This window comes from Streptomyces solitudinis (assembly GCF_036323765.1).
Taxonomy (GTDB): Bacteria; Actinomycetota; Actinomycetes; order Streptomycetales; family Streptomycetaceae; genus Streptomyces.
Map to the genome: position 1 here is coordinate 292,149 of NZ_JAZDCW010000002.1, position 16,212 is coordinate 308,360.

At 76.2% G+C, this 16,212-nt stretch carries 13 protein-coding genes; 4 read left to right on the forward strand and 9 right to left on the reverse strand.

The genetic code is table 11. The features are described from left to right. Positions 1–59: 59 nt before the first annotated feature. From V1J52_RS05010 to V1J52_RS05025, 4 genes are all read right to left on the reverse strand, one after another. Positions 60–2,222 (reverse strand): ATP-binding protein, encoded by a 2,163-nt coding sequence (locus V1J52_RS05010; RefSeq protein ID WP_330138826.1) that lies wholly within the window; start codon positions 2,220–2,222, stop codon positions 60–62. Positions 2,223–2,347: 125 nt separating this feature from the next. Then, positions 2,348–3,145 carry a Pvc16 family protein gene (locus tag V1J52_RS05015; RefSeq protein WP_330138362.1) on the reverse strand — a complete coding sequence of 266 codons (798 nt, stop codon included), beginning with the start codon at positions 3,143–3,145 and terminating at the stop codon, positions 2,348–2,350. A gap of 58 nt (positions 3,146–3,203) precedes the next feature. Beyond that, positions 3,204–6,428, reverse strand: coding sequence for a hypothetical protein (locus tag V1J52_RS05020; RefSeq protein WP_330138363.1), 3,225 nt, complete (start codon positions 6,426–6,428; stop codon positions 3,204–3,206). Between the two features lie 165 nt (positions 6,429–6,593). Beyond that, the gene (locus V1J52_RS05025; protein WP_330138364.1) at positions 6,594–7,217 is read right to left on the reverse strand and encodes a response regulator transcription factor; all 624 of its coding nucleotides are present in this window, start codon (positions 7,215–7,217) and stop codon (positions 6,594–6,596) included. A gap of 311 nt (positions 7,218–7,528) precedes the next feature. Here V1J52_RS05025 and V1J52_RS05030 point away from each other — a divergent pair, with 311 nt between their 5' ends. Then, on the forward strand, positions 7,529–8,899 hold the full coding sequence (locus V1J52_RS05030) for a COG1470 family protein (protein WP_330138365.1): 1,371 nt from the start codon (positions 7,529–7,531) through the stop codon (positions 8,897–8,899). A gap of 9 nt (positions 8,900–8,908) precedes the next feature. Here V1J52_RS05030 and V1J52_RS05035 read toward each other — a convergent pair whose 3' ends face one another. The 4 genes from V1J52_RS05035 to V1J52_RS05050 all read right to left on the reverse strand — a co-directional run bounded on the left by V1J52_RS05035 (position 8,909) and on the right by V1J52_RS05050 (position 12,804). Continuing rightward, the gene (locus tag V1J52_RS05035; protein WP_330138366.1) at positions 8,909–9,298 is read right to left on the reverse strand and encodes a DUF4280 domain-containing protein; all 390 of its coding nucleotides are present in this window, start codon (positions 9,296–9,298) and stop codon (positions 8,909–8,911) included. A gap of 176 nt (positions 9,299–9,474) precedes the next feature. Then, positions 9,475–10,341: an AraC family transcriptional regulator gene (locus V1J52_RS05040; protein ID WP_330138367.1), complete on the reverse strand. Its 867-nt coding sequence runs from the start codon at positions 10,339–10,341 to the stop codon at positions 9,475–9,477. A gap of 205 nt (positions 10,342–10,546) precedes the next feature. Then, entirely contained in the window at positions 10,547–11,587 is a 1,041-nt protein-coding gene (locus V1J52_RS05045; RefSeq protein ID WP_330138368.1) for a LacI family DNA-binding transcriptional regulator, read from the reverse strand. Between the two features lie 269 nt (positions 11,588–11,856). Then, the gene (locus V1J52_RS05050) at positions 11,857–12,804 is read right to left on the reverse strand and encodes a methionyl-tRNA formyltransferase (RefSeq protein WP_330138369.1); all 948 of its coding nucleotides are present in this window, start codon (positions 12,802–12,804) and stop codon (positions 11,857–11,859) included. A gap of 254 nt (positions 12,805–13,058) precedes the next feature. On the opposite strand from V1J52_RS05050, the gene V1J52_RS05055 reads away from it, so the two are divergent. The 3 genes from V1J52_RS05055 to V1J52_RS05065 all read left to right on the forward strand — a co-directional run bounded on the left by V1J52_RS05055 (position 13,059) and on the right by V1J52_RS05065 (position 15,330). After that, positions 13,059–14,411, forward strand: a complete 1,353-nt coding sequence (locus V1J52_RS05055) for a lysine N(6)-hydroxylase/L-ornithine N(5)-oxygenase family protein (protein ID WP_330138370.1) — start codon at positions 13,059–13,061, stop codon at positions 14,409–14,411. 115 nt (positions 14,412–14,526) lie between these two features. Continuing rightward, positions 14,527–14,736 carry an MbtH family protein gene (locus V1J52_RS05060; RefSeq protein ID WP_330138371.1) on the forward strand — a complete coding sequence of 70 codons (210 nt, stop codon included), beginning with the start codon at positions 14,527–14,529 and terminating at the stop codon, positions 14,734–14,736. A gap of 69 nt (positions 14,737–14,805) precedes the next feature. Next, positions 14,806–15,330 (forward strand): GNAT family N-acetyltransferase, encoded by a 525-nt coding sequence (locus V1J52_RS05065; protein ID WP_443075715.1) that lies wholly within the window; start codon positions 14,806–14,808, stop codon positions 15,328–15,330. Positions 15,331–15,381: 51 nt separating this feature from the next. Here the strand turns inward: V1J52_RS05065 and argB are convergent, their stop codons facing one another. Beyond that, positions 15,382–16,173, reverse strand: a complete 792-nt coding sequence (gene argB, locus V1J52_RS05070) for an acetylglutamate kinase (RefSeq protein WP_443075736.1) — start codon at positions 16,171–16,173, stop codon at positions 15,382–15,384. Between the last annotated feature and the right edge of the window lie 39 nt (positions 16,174–16,212).

The window sequence follows — 16,212 nt, forward strand, 5'->3', positions numbered from 1 at the left end:
GGCACCGGGCGGGGGCAGCCGGGAGTGCCCGATGGGGCACCGGTCCCGCCGCGCCCGCGTCACCCGGCCTGGGGACCGGTCGGGTACGGGGCGAACTCGCTGGCCAGGACGAGCCGTCCGAGCTTGCGGTACTCGCGCTGCACCGCCGTCACCAGATCGCCGGTGCACAGGGCCCGGCCCGCCTCCGCGGCCAGGTAGGCGGCGGTCACCGCGCAGGCCCGGATCGAGCCGCCCGCCAGCTCGAACCGGGCGCAGAAGTCGAGGTCCAGGCCCGCCCCGCGCGGCACGGCCGGACCCAGGCAGCGGTCCCACAGGGCGCGGCGCTGGACGGCGTCGGGCACGGGGAAGTCCACGATGACGTCGAGCCGGCGGGTGAACGCCTCGTCGAGGTTGGCCCGCAGGTTGGTGGTCAGCACCGCGATGCCGTCGAAGGACTCCATCCGCTGGAGCAGGTAGGCGCTCTCCATGTTGGCGTACCGGTCGCGGGCGTCGCTGACCTCCGAGCGCTTGCCGAAGACGGCGTCCGCCTCGTCGAACAGCAGCACGCCGTTGACCCCGGCGGCCTCGGTGAAGATGCGTTCGAGGTTCTTCTCCGTCTCGCCGACGTACTTGTCCACGACCGAGGACAGGTCGACGACGTAGAGGTCGAGGCCGAGGTCGGCGGCGACGACCTCGGCGGACATGGTCTTGCCCGTCCCCGAGTCCCCGGCGAACAGCGCCATGACGCCGCGCCCCCGGCCGCCGCCCGGGCGCATCCGCCACTGGCCCAGCACCCGGTCCCGGTGCCGGGCGCGCAGGGCCAGCTCACCGAGCTGCGCCGTGGTGTGCCCGGGGAGAACGAGGTCGTCCCAGCCGACGGCGGGCTCCACGCGGCGCGCGAGCCGCTCCAGCCCCGCGGCGTTCTGCGCCCGGACCCCGGCCCGCAGGTGGTGCTCCGCGACCGGTCCCGCCGTCTCCAGCAGCGCCTGCCGACGGGCGGCGCGGGCAGCCCTGCGGACCTGGTCGGGGCTGAGCACGAAGGGCGCCAGCGCCGCGTCCGGATCGACGCCGGGCGCCGTCGCGGCGCCGTCCAGCGCCTCCCGCCACAGCGCGCCCCGTTCGAGGACGGCGAGCTGGGGGGCCGTGAGCTGGAGCGGGCTGTCCCCCGCCCACTGCGGGTCCCAGCCGCAGCGCCCGGTGAGCAGCACGGGCACGGGCAGCGCGGCGAGCGCGCGCAGCAGCCGCTCCGGCGTTCCCGCGCCGTCCCTCCCGGTGAGGGCGTCGACGGGGGCGGCCACCACGCCCGCGCCCAGCAGCCGGGCCTCCCGGGCCAGGACGCGCAGCAGCGTCCCGGGTTCGGCCGCGGCGGCCAGCGCCGTGAGGTCGAGTCCGAGGGCGGGACGGCCTGCGGCGGCCAGCGCGGCGGCGGCCAGCGCGGACGCCGAACCGCCCGGCTGTTCGCGCACGTAGACCAGCCGGACGCCCGCGCGCAGCGCGTTCCCGAGTCCTTCCGCCTGCCATGAGGGCGGCCCGGCGGCCCGGCCCGGCGCGGCGGCCTGCGGTGGCCCGCCCGGGAACGCCGGCGGGTGGGCGCCGAGGGGGGTGAGCAGCCCGTCCAGCCGGGCGTCGGCCGTGCCGTCGCCGAGCAGGTGCGCGGTCACCCGGTCGGGTACCCGCAGCGAACGGGTGAGGAAGGGCCGGTCGGTGTCCTCGACCAGGAGCAGTCCCTGGCCGACGAGCGGCGAGCCGGGCGCGAGCCGGGCCCGTGCGGCGGCGTGCAGCGGTCCCGCGCCGACCAGTTCCAGGGCCAGCCCGGCGGAGGCCCGGCGCCGGGTGACGTCGTCGTTCAGGTAGCCGTACAGCCGCTCGAAGCGGCTGTCGGCGTCCGGGAGGAGGGCGGCCAGCAGGAGTCCGACATCGAGGCCGGACAGCTGGAAGTTGCGTATGAGGACGCGCAGCGGCAGGTGCGCCCCGTCCGCCTCGGCCTCGTCCGCCTCGGCCTCGGCCCGCGCCGCCGCCTCGGTCTCCGCCCGCGCCCAGGCGTCCGTGTCAGCGGGTGCGCCGTCCGCGCCGCCGGCCGCCGGTCCGGCCGGTGGGGCGGCCAGGACGCGGTCCACGGCCTCCGCGGTCAGGTACAGCCCGCGCAGCGGGTCGTCCGGCTGGGGGTCCGTGCTCCGGCGCGCCGCGACGGCGCGCCGGACCCGCTGTTCGACGAGCCGCAGCCGGGCCGTCAGGTGGCGCAGCCCCGCCGACGCGTCGCCCGGCTCCGGGCCGTCACCCGTGCGGGGCTGCGCGACGGCGGCCGTGCCCGCGCGCGGGTCCGCCTCCGCGCCCCGGTCGCGTCCCGCCCGGCCGCGGGTGGCGGCGGTCACCGGCGCACCGGTCCGCGCGGTACGCGGCGTGCGGCCTCGCCGCGCGCCCGGCGCACGCCCACGGGTACCGCCGCGCGGCCCGGGGCGCCGTCCTCGGCGCCCGGGGCGCCCGCCGCCCCGCCACCGTCCGCCCCCGCGCCCGGTGTCCCGTCCTCCGGTCCGTCCCCGTAGCGGGGGCGCCGCACCTCGTCGCGCTGCGGCGTTCCCTCCGGGCCCGCGGCTGCGGCCCGGTCCACCGTCCGCAGCAGCAGCGCGTCCGTCACCGGCGGGGCGGCGGACTGCCGGGCCGCAGCCAGCGGGGCGGTGATGACGAGGTCCAGCGACGGCTTCAGCTCCCCGCCGAGCGCGCTCCACACGTCGGCCAGCGCCCGCCCCTCCCCCGGCGGCAGGGCGATGGTGCAGGGGACGGCGAGGCCGAGCGCGGCGAGTGAGCCGGTCAGCCGGTCGCCGGGCAGCGCGGTGCGGCCCGCGAGCCCCGCCAGCAGGACGGACAGCAGCCGGTGCTCGTCCTGCGGCCGCTTGGTCCAGGCGGTGACGAGGTAGGACAGCAGGAACCAGCGCGGCGGCCCGTGGTGCGCGACGGTGCTCCCGTCCGGGCCGTACTCGGGCACCCGGCCCTGCTGCCGGTGCGGGACGGACTCGCGGATGTCGTACAGGAAGAGGTTGATGGTGGGCGCGTTGCGCCGCGCCGCCCACTCCTTCGTGGGCGCCTCGAAGACGACCTCCACGCCGGTGCCGCCCAGCACCTCGTCGGTGAGCAGCCCCTGAAGGGTTTCGTCGACCTCGTGGATCACGCGGTGCCGCCTCCTCGCGGACGTCCCTGCGGTGGCGTCGGAAGACCCGGGCGCGGCATCAGAAGTTCCGGCTGTCGAACAGCGGCGGGTCCGGTGTCCGGTCCACCACCAGGAACGGCGTGGTGACCGGGGAGAAGCGGACGGCTCCGGCGCTGCGGGCGTCGGCGGCCGTGATCTCGCGGGGACCGAGCGCGTCGTTGGGCAGGATCAGCAGCTGCCCGGCGAACGTGCCGTCGGCGGCCGGGACGACCGGCCGGGCGGCGGCGGTGATGCCCGGGTCCCAGCTCAGCCGTACCGGCACACCGGGCGGGAAGTCCTCGCCCCGCACGATCGTGACGAACCCGGGGGCGCCGATGGGCGGCACGGCCACGATGCGCGGCTGGAGCACCCGCACGGACCGGCGGGCGGTGTTGTCGGCCCCGGTGGTGTCGGTTCCGGTGGTGGTGAGCCGGCCGGAGAACCGCAGGAGGCCCGCGGCGCGCGGCGTCAGGACGACGCGGACCTCGGCGGACGCCCCGGGGGCCAGGTCGGCGACCGGGCAGCGCAGCGCGGCGTCGCACCCGGCCGGGCGGCGGGTGACGGGCACGCCGCGCGGCAGGGTGAGCTGGACGCGCAGGCCGGTCGCCTGGCGTCCGCCGCCGTTGGTCAGCCGGTAGGACGCCGTCAGCCGTCCGCCGGCGTACGCGGGGTCCGGGGTGAGCGTGATCCGCAGCCCCGGTCCGGCGTCCGGCCTGCTGTCGCCGGGCGGGGGCGCCGGGGCGGGCGGCACCGGGCCGGGCCGGGGCGGGTCCGCGGGCGGCGGGGTGGGTGAGGGCTCGGGTTCCGGGCCGGGCGACGGCTGCGGCGGCGCGCTCGGCGTGGGGCTGGGCGTGGGGGTCGGGGTGGGCTCGGGCTCCGGCTCGACGACGGCCACCTCCACGCGGCCCTCGTTGTCGGACGGGTCGGGGTCGGGCAGCGTCCCGGTGACCGTCCAGCCGACGGGGAAGGTCCCGGGCGCGGTGCCGGGCACGGTCACCTCGACGGGGACGGCCTGCCCGGGCACCAGGGTGCCGAGGGCGCACCGCAGGTCCGCCGCGCAGGTGCCGGTGCCGGGGCGGGCGGTCGCGGGCCGCAGCCCTTCGGGGACGGTGATGACCAGCTCGGCTCCGGGCACCGTCGCCGGGCCCCGGTTGGTGACGGTCAGGGTGAAGGTGCCGGTGCCGCCGACGGTGACCGGCTCCGGCGGCGTCAGCAGCTCGGTGCCCAGGTCGGAGGTGTGCTGCCAGGTCGGTGCGACCTGCTGGCCGTCGTCGCCCGGGGCGCCGCGGAAGGCCGCGCCCGTGATGCGCGTGGCGGCGCCGGTGGCCCGGTCCACGACGGCGAGGTGGTGGCGGACGTCGTGCGGGTCGTAGACGGTGGCGGCGGCGTCCGTGCGGCTGCCCGCGACGAGCCGGGAGCCGTCGGGCGACCAGGCCGGGTCGGCGCAGTGGCCCGCCGCCGCGCTGCCGGGCCCGCACAGGCCCTGCGGGTCGGGCACGGGGCGCGGCCCGGTGCCGTCCGCGCCGAGCAGCGTGAGGCGCCCCCCGGCGACGAGCGCGAGCGCGGTGCCGTCGGGCGTGTACGCCGGGTGGCTGTCACGGGTGCGGGTGCCCTGCGGGTCGTCCACCGCGGTGAAGTCCCGCTGCCCGCTGCCGTCGGCGGCCGATGCCGCCCACAGCCGGGTGTGGACGCCCTCGCGGGACAGGTCCTGGCGGGTGAAGAGGAGCGTCGCGCCGTCCCCGGAGTAGGCGGCCTCGCTGTCGGACTGCGTGAGCGTGGAGGGCACCTCGTGGATCTGGCGCCCGGTGGCCACCTCGACGACCGCGATCTGTCCGCCGGGGCGGCAGGGCAGGCAGGACCGGGTCAGCGCGATCCGGGTGCCGTCGGGCGACCAGGCGGGGAAGCCGGTGCTGGTGGTGTCCAGGGCGGTGTGGTCGGGCAGCGGCCGGGGGTCGGAGCCGTCCGCCCCGGCGATCCACACCCGGCTGCGGCGGAAGCCGTCCTCGTAGTCCACACGGGTGAACGCGAGGGAGCGGCCGTCCGGTGAGTACTGCTGGCTCACGTCGGTGAGGTCGTAGCCGTAGCTCCGGTCCTGGCCCAGGTGGCGCAGGGGCACCTGGAGGTCGCGGGGGTCGGAGCCGTCCGGCCGCACGTCCATCAGGTTCATGGTGTCGGCGGTGCCCGCGCTGGTGCGGGTGACGAGCAGCCGGGTGGCACCGCCGGGCGGGGTGTGCCAGGCGGGGGTGGCGACGAGCCGGTTCTCCTCCAGCCGCAGTTCCCGGGGGCCCGCGGTGCCCGAGGCGTCCACCGCGACGGTGAAGACGCGGTCCAGCGTGTCGGCGGCCGGGTAGCCGCCGGGCGGGGTGTGGCTGACGAACGCGACGGCGGTGCCGTCCGGCGACCAGGTGCCCTGCCGCGAGTCCTGGCCGGGCAGCAGTTCGGTGCCGGTGCCGCCGAGCGAACCGCCGGCCGGGATCCACTTCAGCCGCGCCGGCTCGTCGCCGTACCGGCTGGGGTGGTGGCAGGTGAACAGGATGCGGTCGTGCGCCGGGTCGGGGTCCCAGGACGGCTGGGTGTTGCCGATGACCTCGGTGCGGGCGGCCTCCTCGTCGATGGCGTCGTCGGTGAGCTGCACGATCGCGCCGCCCGCGCTGGGCACGCGGTAGATCTGCCAGCCGCCGTCGGCGGTGCGCTGCCCGCTGAACGCGATCCGGCCGCCGTCCGGTGACCAGGTGGGCCAGGTGTTCTCGCCCAGCCCGTCGGTCAGCCGCCGCGTGCCGTCGCCGTTTCCGCCGGTGCCGGTGACCCAGATGTCCCGGCCGCCGTCCGCGCGGCCCGTGGAGGCCGCGAAGGCCACCCGGGTGCCGTCGGGCGACAGCACCGGGTGCCGCACGCCCTCGGCGTCGTCGGTGAGCCGGACGGGCGGGCCGTCGCCCCGCTGGAGGTACACCTGCGGGCGCGCCGAGTCGCGCAGGCTCGTCCACACGACGGCGTCTGCGCGCGCGGAGACCTCGTCGTCGTGGTGCTGCGGTCCGCCGGGGAAGAGGGGCGCGCTGTGCCCGGTGTCACCGGGGTCCAGGACGCCGATGCTGCGGTGCAGGGTGCCGCCGTAGGCGATGCGGCCCGGGGCGGCGGTGCCGTCCGGGCTCGCGCTGGCGGGTGCGGCGTCGCGCAGTTGGAGGGCGACGGTGCCCGTGACGATGAGCAGCAGCGTCAGGGCGAGGGCGGACAGCCTGCCGCCCGGACCGCGGTGGAGTGGAAGCACCAGCTCGCATCCCATCAGTCAGACGGCGGCGCCCGCCCGTGGTTCGGTTCCCGGCCCATCCTCGGTGCCGGGGGCCCGCGCGTCCCGGCCGTCGGGACGGGACAGGGGGAAGCGGCCGCTGCCCCATCGGGCACCGGCCGCCCGGCCGGTGCGGCGCGCGGCTGCTCAGATCAGGCCCTCGCGCAGGGCGTAGGCCACGGCGTGCGAGCGGTTGCGGAGCTGGAGCCGGCTGGTGATGTCGTGCAGGACGTTCTTGACGGTGCGTTCGGAGTAGGCGAGGTGCTCGGCGATCTCCCGGGTGCTGTACCCCTCGGCGACCAGTTTCAGTACCTCGATCTCCCGGGCGTCCAGACCGGAGAACGAGATGCCGCGCGGGTCCAGGACCTGGCGCTGGAGGCGCCCCATCTGCTCCAGCAGCCGTCCCAGCAGGTCGGCGGGCATGCTGCCCTCGCCGCGCGCGGCCGAGACGATCGCCTTGGTGAGCTGGGCCGGGGTGGCGTCGCGGCGCCGCAGCAGCCCGACCACGCCGCACTCGACGGCGGTGGCCAGCCCCGCGTCGTCCACCCGGGAGACGACGAGCACCAGCGCGGAGGCGGTAGTGCGGCGCAGCCGGTGCAGCAGCGCGACGGTCCGCTCGTCCACGCTGTCGGTCACGACGAGGAGCACGGCGGCCTGGTCGTGCTGTGCCGCGTCGAGGACGCGCAGCTCCGGTGCGGTGCGCAGCTGGCTGACGACGCCCGACTGCGAGATCGGGTCGTCGGCGTGAACCTGGACGGAAACGCGTTCCACGGCGGTCCTTCGGGGTAGGCGGGGGCGGGGCACGGCGGCGGGAGGCGCCCGGCCGGGGGCGGCCGCCGGGCGGCGGCGTCCGGCGGCGTCCGGGCGGCGAAAGTGGTCACGGGAGGGCGGAGTGCGGTCCCCGGACGGCGGCAACAAGCCGCCGCCGCACGGGCGGTGGGCCACCGGGGAGCCGGTGCGCCCAGTGTGCGGAACGGCTCCTTCCACAGACCTAACGCCGACCTAACAGGCTGCGAATCTGCCCGAAGTGGTTCCCTTTCCGGCCCTGCGCCCCGTCGGCCGGTTCCCTAGAGTCGGCCGCCATGAGCACTACCGCCCATGTGGAGCCGTCCTCCGTGTCCGTCGCCCCGGGCGATGAGCAGCGCGTCGAACTGCGCGTCCGCAACAGCGGGGACATCGTCGAGTCCTACCGGCTCACCGTCGTCGGGCAGAGCGCGCAGTGGGCCGCCGTGGAACCCGGGACGCTGTCGCTGTACCCGGGCACCGAGGGCACCGCGGTCGTCGCCTTCCGGCCGCCGCGCTCCGCCGAGGTCCACGCCGGGGTGCTCCCGTACGCGGTCCGGGTGCTGCCCGCCGAACGGCCCGACGCGGTCGTGGTGCCCGAGGGCAGCGTCGAGGTGCTGCCCTTCCACGAACTGGACGCGGAGGTGCTCCCGCACCAGCGCAAGCGGCGGCTGCGGGCCCGCTTCCAGCTCCGCGTCGCCAACCTCGGCAACGCCCCGCTCACGCTGGCGCTCGCCCTGGAGGAGACGACCGAGGACGTCGGGCACACCCTCTCCGCCGAGACGCTCACCCTCCAGCCTGGCGAGGAGACCTTCCTCGACCTCGTCGTGCGGGCGCGGCGGCCGGTGTGGTTCGGCAGGCCCGTGGAGCACCCCTTCGCGGTGCGGCTGCGGCGGGAGGGCGACGAGAACCCGGCCGTGCCCAGCGGGACGTTCATCCAGCAGCCGCTGCTGCCCGCCTGGCTGCTGGCCCTGCTCGCGCTGCTGCTGGTGCTGGTCGCGCTCTGGTTCGCGCTGGTGCTGCCCACGGTCCGCTCGGCGGCCCGGGAGCAGGCCGACGCCGCGGTGGAGGAGGCGTCGAACGCCTCGGCCCTGCCGTCGGCGCCGCCCGCGGACGGCGCGGCGCCCGGCGCGACGGGCGGGGGCGGCGGGGAGCCGGGCGGAGCGGACGGCTCCGGCGGGACGGACGGCGGGCAGGCGGACGGCGGCGCTCCGGGCGGCCCCGGCGGTGCCCAGGGCCCCGGCGGAACCCGCGGCTCCGGTGGCACCGGAGGGGCGCCGGGCACCTCGCAGGAGTTCGCCACCGTGCTGGAGGCGAGTGTGGCGCCCGGACAGAGCGAAGCGGCCGTCTTCCGGGTGCCCGATGACCAGTTGCTGCTGATCACCGACATCGTCGCCAACGCCCCGCAGGGCGACACCGGCACCCTGCGGGTGTCCATCAACGACCGGACGGTCACGTCGCTGGCGCTGGAGAACTTCCGCAACCACGACAACCACTGGGTGACGCCCGTCGAGGCGCCGCCGGGGAGCAGCATCGTGCTGTCGGTGACCTGCCGCAGGCCGGGCAGCCCGCCGGACGCCCCGGCGCCCACGGCCTGCGACACGTCGCTGTTCGTCAACGGCCTCACGGTGAACGTCGCCGGGGCGTCCCCGTCGGGCACGCCCCGCTGACCGGTTCCGTCAGCCCGCGACCCGGGTCGTCCGCTGGCCCGCGTCCACCACGCCGACCACGCCCGCCCACCGGCACAGGCAGGTGGAGGCGGCGGTGAGGGCGGGCACCCGGCCCACCCGCACGCTCGGCGACCCGGGCGTCCACGGCGTGGTGACGGCGGGGACGCACGGGGCCGGGGTCGGTACCCCGGCCGCCGCCGCGGTGGCCGTGGCCACGGCGGGATTGGCCGGGCTGGTGCACAGGCCGAAGGACGCGAGGTTCACCACGGGCCTCATGTCCTGGACGGTGGCGACCGGACGCCCGGAAGCGGTGACGTTCCGGGGCGGCACGACGAGGGCGGCCGGGGTGAGCCCCAGCGAGCACCGGAGCACCGCCCCCGCGACGACGAGCGTTCCCACAGCGTGACCCCCTGGTGGCCGGTACCGGTGCGCGGACGGCGGTGTCCGCGCCGCCGTCCGGATGTCCGGTCAACGACTACGGGTCCCGGCGGCGGGCGGCAAGGGCCGTCCGGGCAGCGCCGCGGGCACCGCGCCCGCGCGCCGGGACCGGCCGCCCGTCCCGGCGCGGCGCCCGGCTACCGCTCGACGCGCTCCACCGGAATCCACAGCTGCGCGTCCGCCCGCGTCCCGTCCGGGGACACGCGGGCGTGCACCATCTCCGGGCCCGGCCTGCTGCGGTAGGGGTTGGAGGGGAACCACTGCGTGAACACGTCCCGCCACAGGTACTGGATCGCCACCGGGAACTCGCCCTCGTTCTCGAAGACCGCCCACGTCCCGGCTTCGACGGCCAGGGCGTCCAGGTCGTCGGGCACCGGGGCGCCGGTCACCACGCCGTGGTAGTAGTCCAGTTCGCTGCCCTCGGTGCCCGGGTCGGCGACGTTGTCGCTGACGTTGACGATGCCGTGCGGCTCCTGGTCGTTCAGCGCCTCGATGCGCCGCACGGTCTCCTGGCCGATGCCGCGGACGAACGCGACGATCGCCGGGTTCATCCCCTCGTGCACGAGGGGGACCCGTGCCTTCCTGCCCACGAGGTGGAACCCCTCCTTCTCCACCACTCGGTACCGCATGGTGCCGCTCCCTTCGACGATGAGGCGGAAGGACATGCGGGGCTGGGAGCGCAGTGCGGCCCCGGTGCGCCGGGCCTCGCCCGGACCGACGCCGTGCACGGCGCGGAACGCGCGTGCGAACGTCTCCGCCGAGCCGTACCCGTGGCGCACCGCGATGTCGAGCAGCGTCCGCTGCCCGGCGAGCACCTCGGCGCCCGCGACGGTGAGCCGCCGCCGGCGGACGTACTCCGACAGCGGGATGCCCGCCAGCGCGGAGAACATCCGCCGGAAGTGGTACTCGGACGTGACGGCGATGCGCGCCAGCTCGGCCGCCTCGATCCGCTCGCCGAGGTGGCGCTCGACGTGCTCCATCGCCTCGTTCAGCCGCTCCAGCATGCTCCCGGCCCCTTCCCTTCCCTGTTGCTCCCCCACGCTAGGCACGGGCGGGTCCGCCGCACCCGACCTTCCGTGCCCGGTCCGGTCGGTCCGGGCACGGAAGGGGGCGGGAGACGGGCGGGGCCGGGCCCGCGGCACGGGCCCCAGGCGGGTCCGGGTCCGCGGGCGGGGGACCCGGGTCCGCCGCCCGCGCGCCCCGCCGCCCCTAGGCCGACTCGCGCACCACCAGTTCCGGGGCGAAGACCACGGACGCCGGTTCGGTGCGCGTGCCCTCGATGTGCTCCTGGAGGAGGCGCGCCATCGTGGCCGCCATCTCCTCCACCGGCTGCCGCACCGTCGTCAGCGGCGGACGGCAGGCGAGCGCCGCGCTGGAGTCGTCGAAACCGACCACCGCCACGTCCTGGGGCACCCGCCTCCCCTGCTCCCGCAGCACCTGGCAGGCGCCCTGCGCCATCAGGTCGTTCGCCACGAACAGCCCGTCGACGTCCGGGTGTTCCGCGAGCAGCCGGACCGCCGCAGCCGCCCCGCTGTCGAAGGTGAAGCCGCCCTCGACGACCGGGACCCGCGTCAGCCCGTGCTCCGCCAGCGCCGCCCGGAACCCCTCCAGCCGCTCCCGCCCGGCCGGTACCTCCAGCGGGCCGGTCACCGTGGCGATCCGGCGGCACCCCCGGGCCAGCAGGTGCCCGGCGGCCAGCCGCGCCCCGTCCCGGTGCGCGAGGTCGACGTGGCTGACCGGCGCCGGGAGCGCGGGCCGCGCGAACAGCACGCACGGCAGGCCCGCCTCGGCGAGCATGCCCGGCAGCGGGTCCCCGGCTTCCGTGGAGACGACCAGCGCGCCGTCCGCGCTCCCCTGCCGCAGGTACGTCAGCACCTGCTTCCTGGCCACGTCGGACTCGGCGAACATCAGCACCGGGTACATCGAGCGCGGCCGCAGGAACCCCACGACGCCGCTGACCACGCGCCCGAAGAAGGGGTCCGCCAGCACCCGCCCCGCGAAGGCGTTCTGCTCGCTCTCGGCCGCGTCCCCGGCCCCGGAGACCACCAGGGCGATCGTCTCGGCCCGCCGCGTGACCAGCGCACGCGCGGCCCGGTTCGGCGTGTACCCGGTCCGCTCGACCGCCTGCCGCACGACGTCCTGGATCGCGGCGTCGACGTTCCGCACCCCGTTGATGACCCGCGAGACAGTGGCCCGCGAGACCCCGGCCTCCCGCGCCACGTCCTCCAGCGTCGGCACCCGTCTCCCCATACCCGCACCCTATAGCCGCCCCCGTCCCCGGGTGAGCGCTCTCCAGAACGGCACCCCGGGACCCCGCGCGCGGCCCGGCCGGACGGCGGCACCGGCGGGCCCGCCCGCGGGCGGGAGACGGCATTCCCCGGACGGGAAGCGCACTGAGGAACTGATCGAGAGGGAGCGGGCGGAATGACGAGCCCCGGGGAATCCACGCCGCTCGCCCGGTTCAGGAGCAGCCGCAGCGGCAACGAAGGCGGCGCGTGCCTGGAGGTGGCCAACCGGCGTCAGGGGCGGCTGGTGAGGTAGCCGCCCATGGTGGTGAAGTAGTCGGTCGCGGGCATCTCGCGGCCGTCGTCCGTCCGGACGCGGGTGATGGCGAGGCCGTGGTTGCGGCCGGTGCGGGCGTCGGCCCCGGCGACGATGACCACGCCGTCGCCCTCGCGGTAGAAGACGCGGCCGGGGGTGCCGCCGTAGCGGCCCTGGGACACGACGGCGGAGAGCACGTCGAGGCGCCTGCCCCGGTGGAAGGTGAACGCGGCCGGGTACGGGGCGGACTGGGCGCGGATCAGGCGTCCGAGATCCTCGGCGGGCCAGTTCCAGTCGATCCGGATGTCCTCCTCGGCGCGCTTGTGGAAGAAGGTGGCCCGGGAGCGGTCCTGGGGGGTGAACTCCGTCTGCCCGGCGGCGATGAGGCCGAGCGCCCCGAGTGTGACGGGGGCGATGAGGTCGACGGTCTTGTGGAACAGGTCGGTGGCCGTGTCCGTCGGCCCGACGGCGACCGCCCGCTGGAGGACGATGTCCCCTGCGTCGAGTTCCTCGTCCATCATGTGCGCGCTGACGCCGACCTCCGGTTCGCCGTTGATGAGCGCCCAGATCAGCGGGGAGAACCCGGCGTACTCGGGGAGCAGCGAGTCGTGGACGTTCAGCGTCCCGTGGCGGGGGAGGGTGTAGACGCGCGGGGGTATCCAGGTGCGCCAGTTGTTGGCCACGATGATGTCCGGGTCGGCGTCCTTGAGGAGCTGGAACAGCTCCTCGTCGTCGGGCCGGTCGCGGATGACGACGGGGACGCCGTGCGCCTCGGCCAGGTCGGCGACGGAGTCGCTCCAGATCTTCTCGTAGGCGTGCTCGCTCTTCGGGTGGGTCACCACCGTCACCACGTCGTGCTCGGAGTCCAGGAGCGCCTGGAGGGTGCGGTGGCCCCAGGTCTGATAGCCGAACATGACGACCCGCATGAAGGTTCCTCCTCGGGAGAGCGGCGAACGGGCCGCCAGTAAAGCAAGGCTTACCTAAGTGGGGCAACGAGCCCTCGGATTCGCGGGCACTTTGCCCCTTCTCGTGACCGCTCGCGCCCTATGTGGCGTCGACAGGGCAGTCAAATCAGGTTAGCCTCACCTAAGTTCTGCTCGGCCGCCGCTCGCCACCGGTGTGCCCTGGGCGCTCTCTTTCCCACGCCTGACAGGCGGCCGTCCCGCACGATGGGAGTGACATGTCACAGGTTCTTCCTGGCGACGCACCGTTGATCCACGACCTCATAGGCATCGGCTTCGGGCCGTCCAACGTGGCCATGGCCATAGCGCTCAGCGAGCACAACGCTCGCGTCGGCAGGCGGGAGGCGGTCACCTCCCACTTCTTCGAACGGCAGCCGCGCTTCGGCTGGCACCGCGGCATGCTGATCGACGACGCGACCATGCAGGTGTCCTTCCTCAAGGACCTGGTGACGCTGCGGAACCCCGCGAGCGAGTTCAGCTTCCTGTGCTACCTCCAGAGCCGGGGGCGGCTGGTCGACTTCCTCAACCAGAAGAACCTGTTCCCCCTGCGCGCCGAGTTCCACGACTACCTCGAATGGGCCGCCGCGAAGGTGGACGACCAGGTCTCCTACGGACACGAGGTCATCGCCGTCGAGCCCGTCGAACGTGACGGAGCCGTCGAGTACCTGGACGTGACGGTCCGCTCAGGCGCGGAGGCCGTGGTCCACCGGGCCCGCAACCTCGTGCTCGGCACGGGACTGCGGCCGCGGATGCCGGAGGGCGTCGAGCGCACGGACCGCGTCTGGCACACCTCCGACCTGCTGGCCAAGGTGGACGGCCTGGAAGGCAGCCGCCCGTCCCGCTTCGTCGTGGTCGGGGCCGGCCAGAGCGCCGCCGAGAACGTCGCCTACCTGCACCGCCGCTTCCCCGGCGCCGAGGTCTGCGCCGTCTTCGCCCGCTACGGCTACAGCCCCTCCGACGACAGCAGCTTCGCCAACCGCATCTTCGACCCCGCCGCGGTCGACGACTACTTCTCGGCCCCCGACGCCGTCAAGCGCAAGCTGATGGACTACCACGGCAACACCAACTACTCCGTGGTCGACATCGACCTGATCGACGAGCTGTACCGGGAGGCGTACCGGGAGAAGGTGCTGGGCACCGAGCGGCTGCGCTTCCTCAACGTCTCCCGGGTGACGGCCGTGACGGAGGCGGGCGGCAGGGTGAGCGCCACCGTCACGTCCCTGGTCACCGGCGGGGAGACCCGGCTGGACGCGGACGTCGTCGTCTTCGCCACCGGCTACCACCCCGCCGATCCGCTCGGCCTGCTCGGCCCGGTCGCGGACCGCTGCCACCGCGACGACCTGGGCCGGGTCCGCGTCGAACGCGACTACCGCGTCGCCGCCGACCCCGCACTGCGCTGCGGCGTCTACCTCCAGGGCGGCACCGAGCACACCCACGGCATCACGTCGTCCCTGCTGTCCAACACGGCCGTCCGCGTCGGCGAGATCCTGGCCTCGGTCGTCGACCGCGGCCGGAGGGCCGCGGTCGGCACGGCGGAGCCGGTCGCCGACGGGGTCGCCTCGGCCCGCTAGGGCGCCACCGAAGGCCGCGGGAACCGCGGGAGCCGCCGGAGCCGCCGCGCACGGCGGCGGCCGGTCCGGAACAGCGAGGGCTGTTCACCACGACGTCCACGAGGAGTGACGACGCATGGCCACCAACCCGTTCGAGGACCCCCAGGGCCGCTTCCTGGTCCTGGTCAACGACGAGAACCAGCACTCGGTGTGGCCCTCCTTCGCCGCGGTACCGGCCGGGTGGCGCACCGTCTTCGGCGAGGACACCCGCGACGCGTGCCTGGAGTTCGTCGAGACGCACTGGAGTGACCTGCGGCCCGCGAGCCTGGTCCGCCGTCAGGGCTGAGCGGGCGGTGCGGCGGAGCCGCCCGCGCCGGGTGCCGGACCGTCCCGGCCGGGTGAGGAGGGAAGAACCGTGACCCTGGCAGTCCCGCGCCCCGGCGCCCTGCCGCCGCACACCGCCGCGCCCGCCGGGCCGCGTCCGCGCGGCGCGCGGCGCGCGGACGCCGTCGCGCTCAAGGCGCTGTCCGGGCCGTTCGCACGCTCCGGGGCGCTGCGGGAGCGCCCCCTCGCCCGCTACGCCGCGGACGCGTCGGACTTCCTGGTCGTGGACGCCCCGGACGGTTCCCTCGACGGCTGCCTGGGCCTGGGCGTCCATCCCGCCGAACCCGGCAGCGGCGGCGGGGACGTCGGCGTCCTGTACAACTTCTGCGTCGCGGCGCACCGGCAGGGCCGCGGGGTGGGCGCCCTGCTGCTGCGCGCGGCGCTGGACGAGGCGGCCGGACGGTCGCTGTCCACCCTGTTCACCGCGACGACCGGCGGGGGCGGCCTCTTCCTCCGCCACGGCTTCGCCCCGGCCTGCGCGCGTCTCGCCCCGGCGGCCTGGGCCGGTGCCCTGGACCCGCGCCGCGGCGCGCGGGTGCTCGCCCGCGGGGTGTGAGCGAGCGGCGTCCGCCCCGGACGGGGTGCCGCCCCCGGACGCCGCCCTGGCTCACCCGCCGGGTCCGGCCCCGTCCGGGACGACGGTGGTCCCCGCTCCCCGGTTCCCGGTGGCGAAGAGACCGCGCAGCACCGCGTGCGGCACCCGTCCGTCCAGCACGTGCGCCGAGCGCACGCCCGCGCGCAGGGCCCGCAGGCAGCCCTCCATCTTGGGCAGCATCCCGCTCGTCAGATCCGGCAGCAGCTTCTCCAGCTCACCGGCCGTCAGGCGCCCGATGACCTCGCCGCCGTGCGGCCAGTCCGCGTACAGCCCCGCGACGTCGGTGAGCATCACCAGCTTCGCGGCGCCGAGGGCGCCCGCCAGCGCCGCCGCCGCGAGATCGGCGTTGACGTTGTAGACCTCGCCGTCCCGCCCGCGTGCGACGGGCGAGACCACCGGGACACGGCCCTGTTCCAGCAGGGCCCGCACGGCGTCCGGGTTCACCTCGACGACGTCGCCGACCAGCCCGATGTCCACCGGCTCGCCGTCCACCCAGGCCGGCCGCCGCACGGCGGTCATGGTGTGCGCGTCCTCGCCCGTCAGCCCCACCGCGAGCGGGCCGTGCCGGTTCAGCGCCCCCACCAGTTCGCGCTGTACGCGGCCCGTCAGCACCATCCGGGCGACGTCCATGACCTCCGGGGTCGTCACCCGCAGCCCCGCCGCGAAGCGGACCTCCAGGCCGAGCCGGTCGAGCAGCGCGCTGATCTGGGGTCCGCCGCCGTGCACGACGACCGGGCGCAGGCCCGCGCGCCGCAGCCGCACCACGTCCGCGGCGAACGTGCGCTTCAGGCCCTCGTCGACCATGGCGTTGCCGCCGAACTTGACGACGACCGTCCGCCCCCC

What these genes read in the sequence shown, in the direction of transcription:
- argB (WP_443075736.1), bottom strand. Translation starts at nt 16,173, where the DNA reads ATGGTCGACGAGGGCCTGAAGCGCACGTTCGCCGCGGACGTGGTGCGG.
- V1J52_RS05045 (WP_330138368.1), bottom strand. Translation starts at nt 11,587, where the DNA reads ATGGGGAGACGGGTGCCGACGCTGGAGGACGTGGCGCGGGAGGCCGGG.
- V1J52_RS05050 (WP_330138369.1), bottom strand. Translation starts at nt 12,804, where the DNA reads ATGCGGGTCGTCATGTTCGGCTATCAGACCTGGGGCCACCGCACCCTC.
- V1J52_RS05060 (WP_330138371.1), top strand. Translation starts at nt 14,527, where the DNA reads ATGGCCACCAACCCGTTCGAGGACCCCCAGGGCCGCTTCCTGGTCCTG.
- V1J52_RS05055 (WP_330138370.1), top strand. Translation starts at nt 13,059, where the DNA reads ATGTCACAGGTTCTTCCTGGCGACGCACCGTTGATCCACGACCTCATA.
- V1J52_RS05040 (WP_330138367.1), bottom strand. Translation starts at nt 10,341, where the DNA reads ATGCTGGAGCGGCTGAACGAGGCGATGGAGCACGTCGAGCGCCACCTC.
- V1J52_RS05030 (WP_330138365.1), top strand. Translation starts at nt 7,529, where the DNA reads ATGAGCACTACCGCCCATGTGGAGCCGTCCTCCGTGTCCGTCGCCCCG.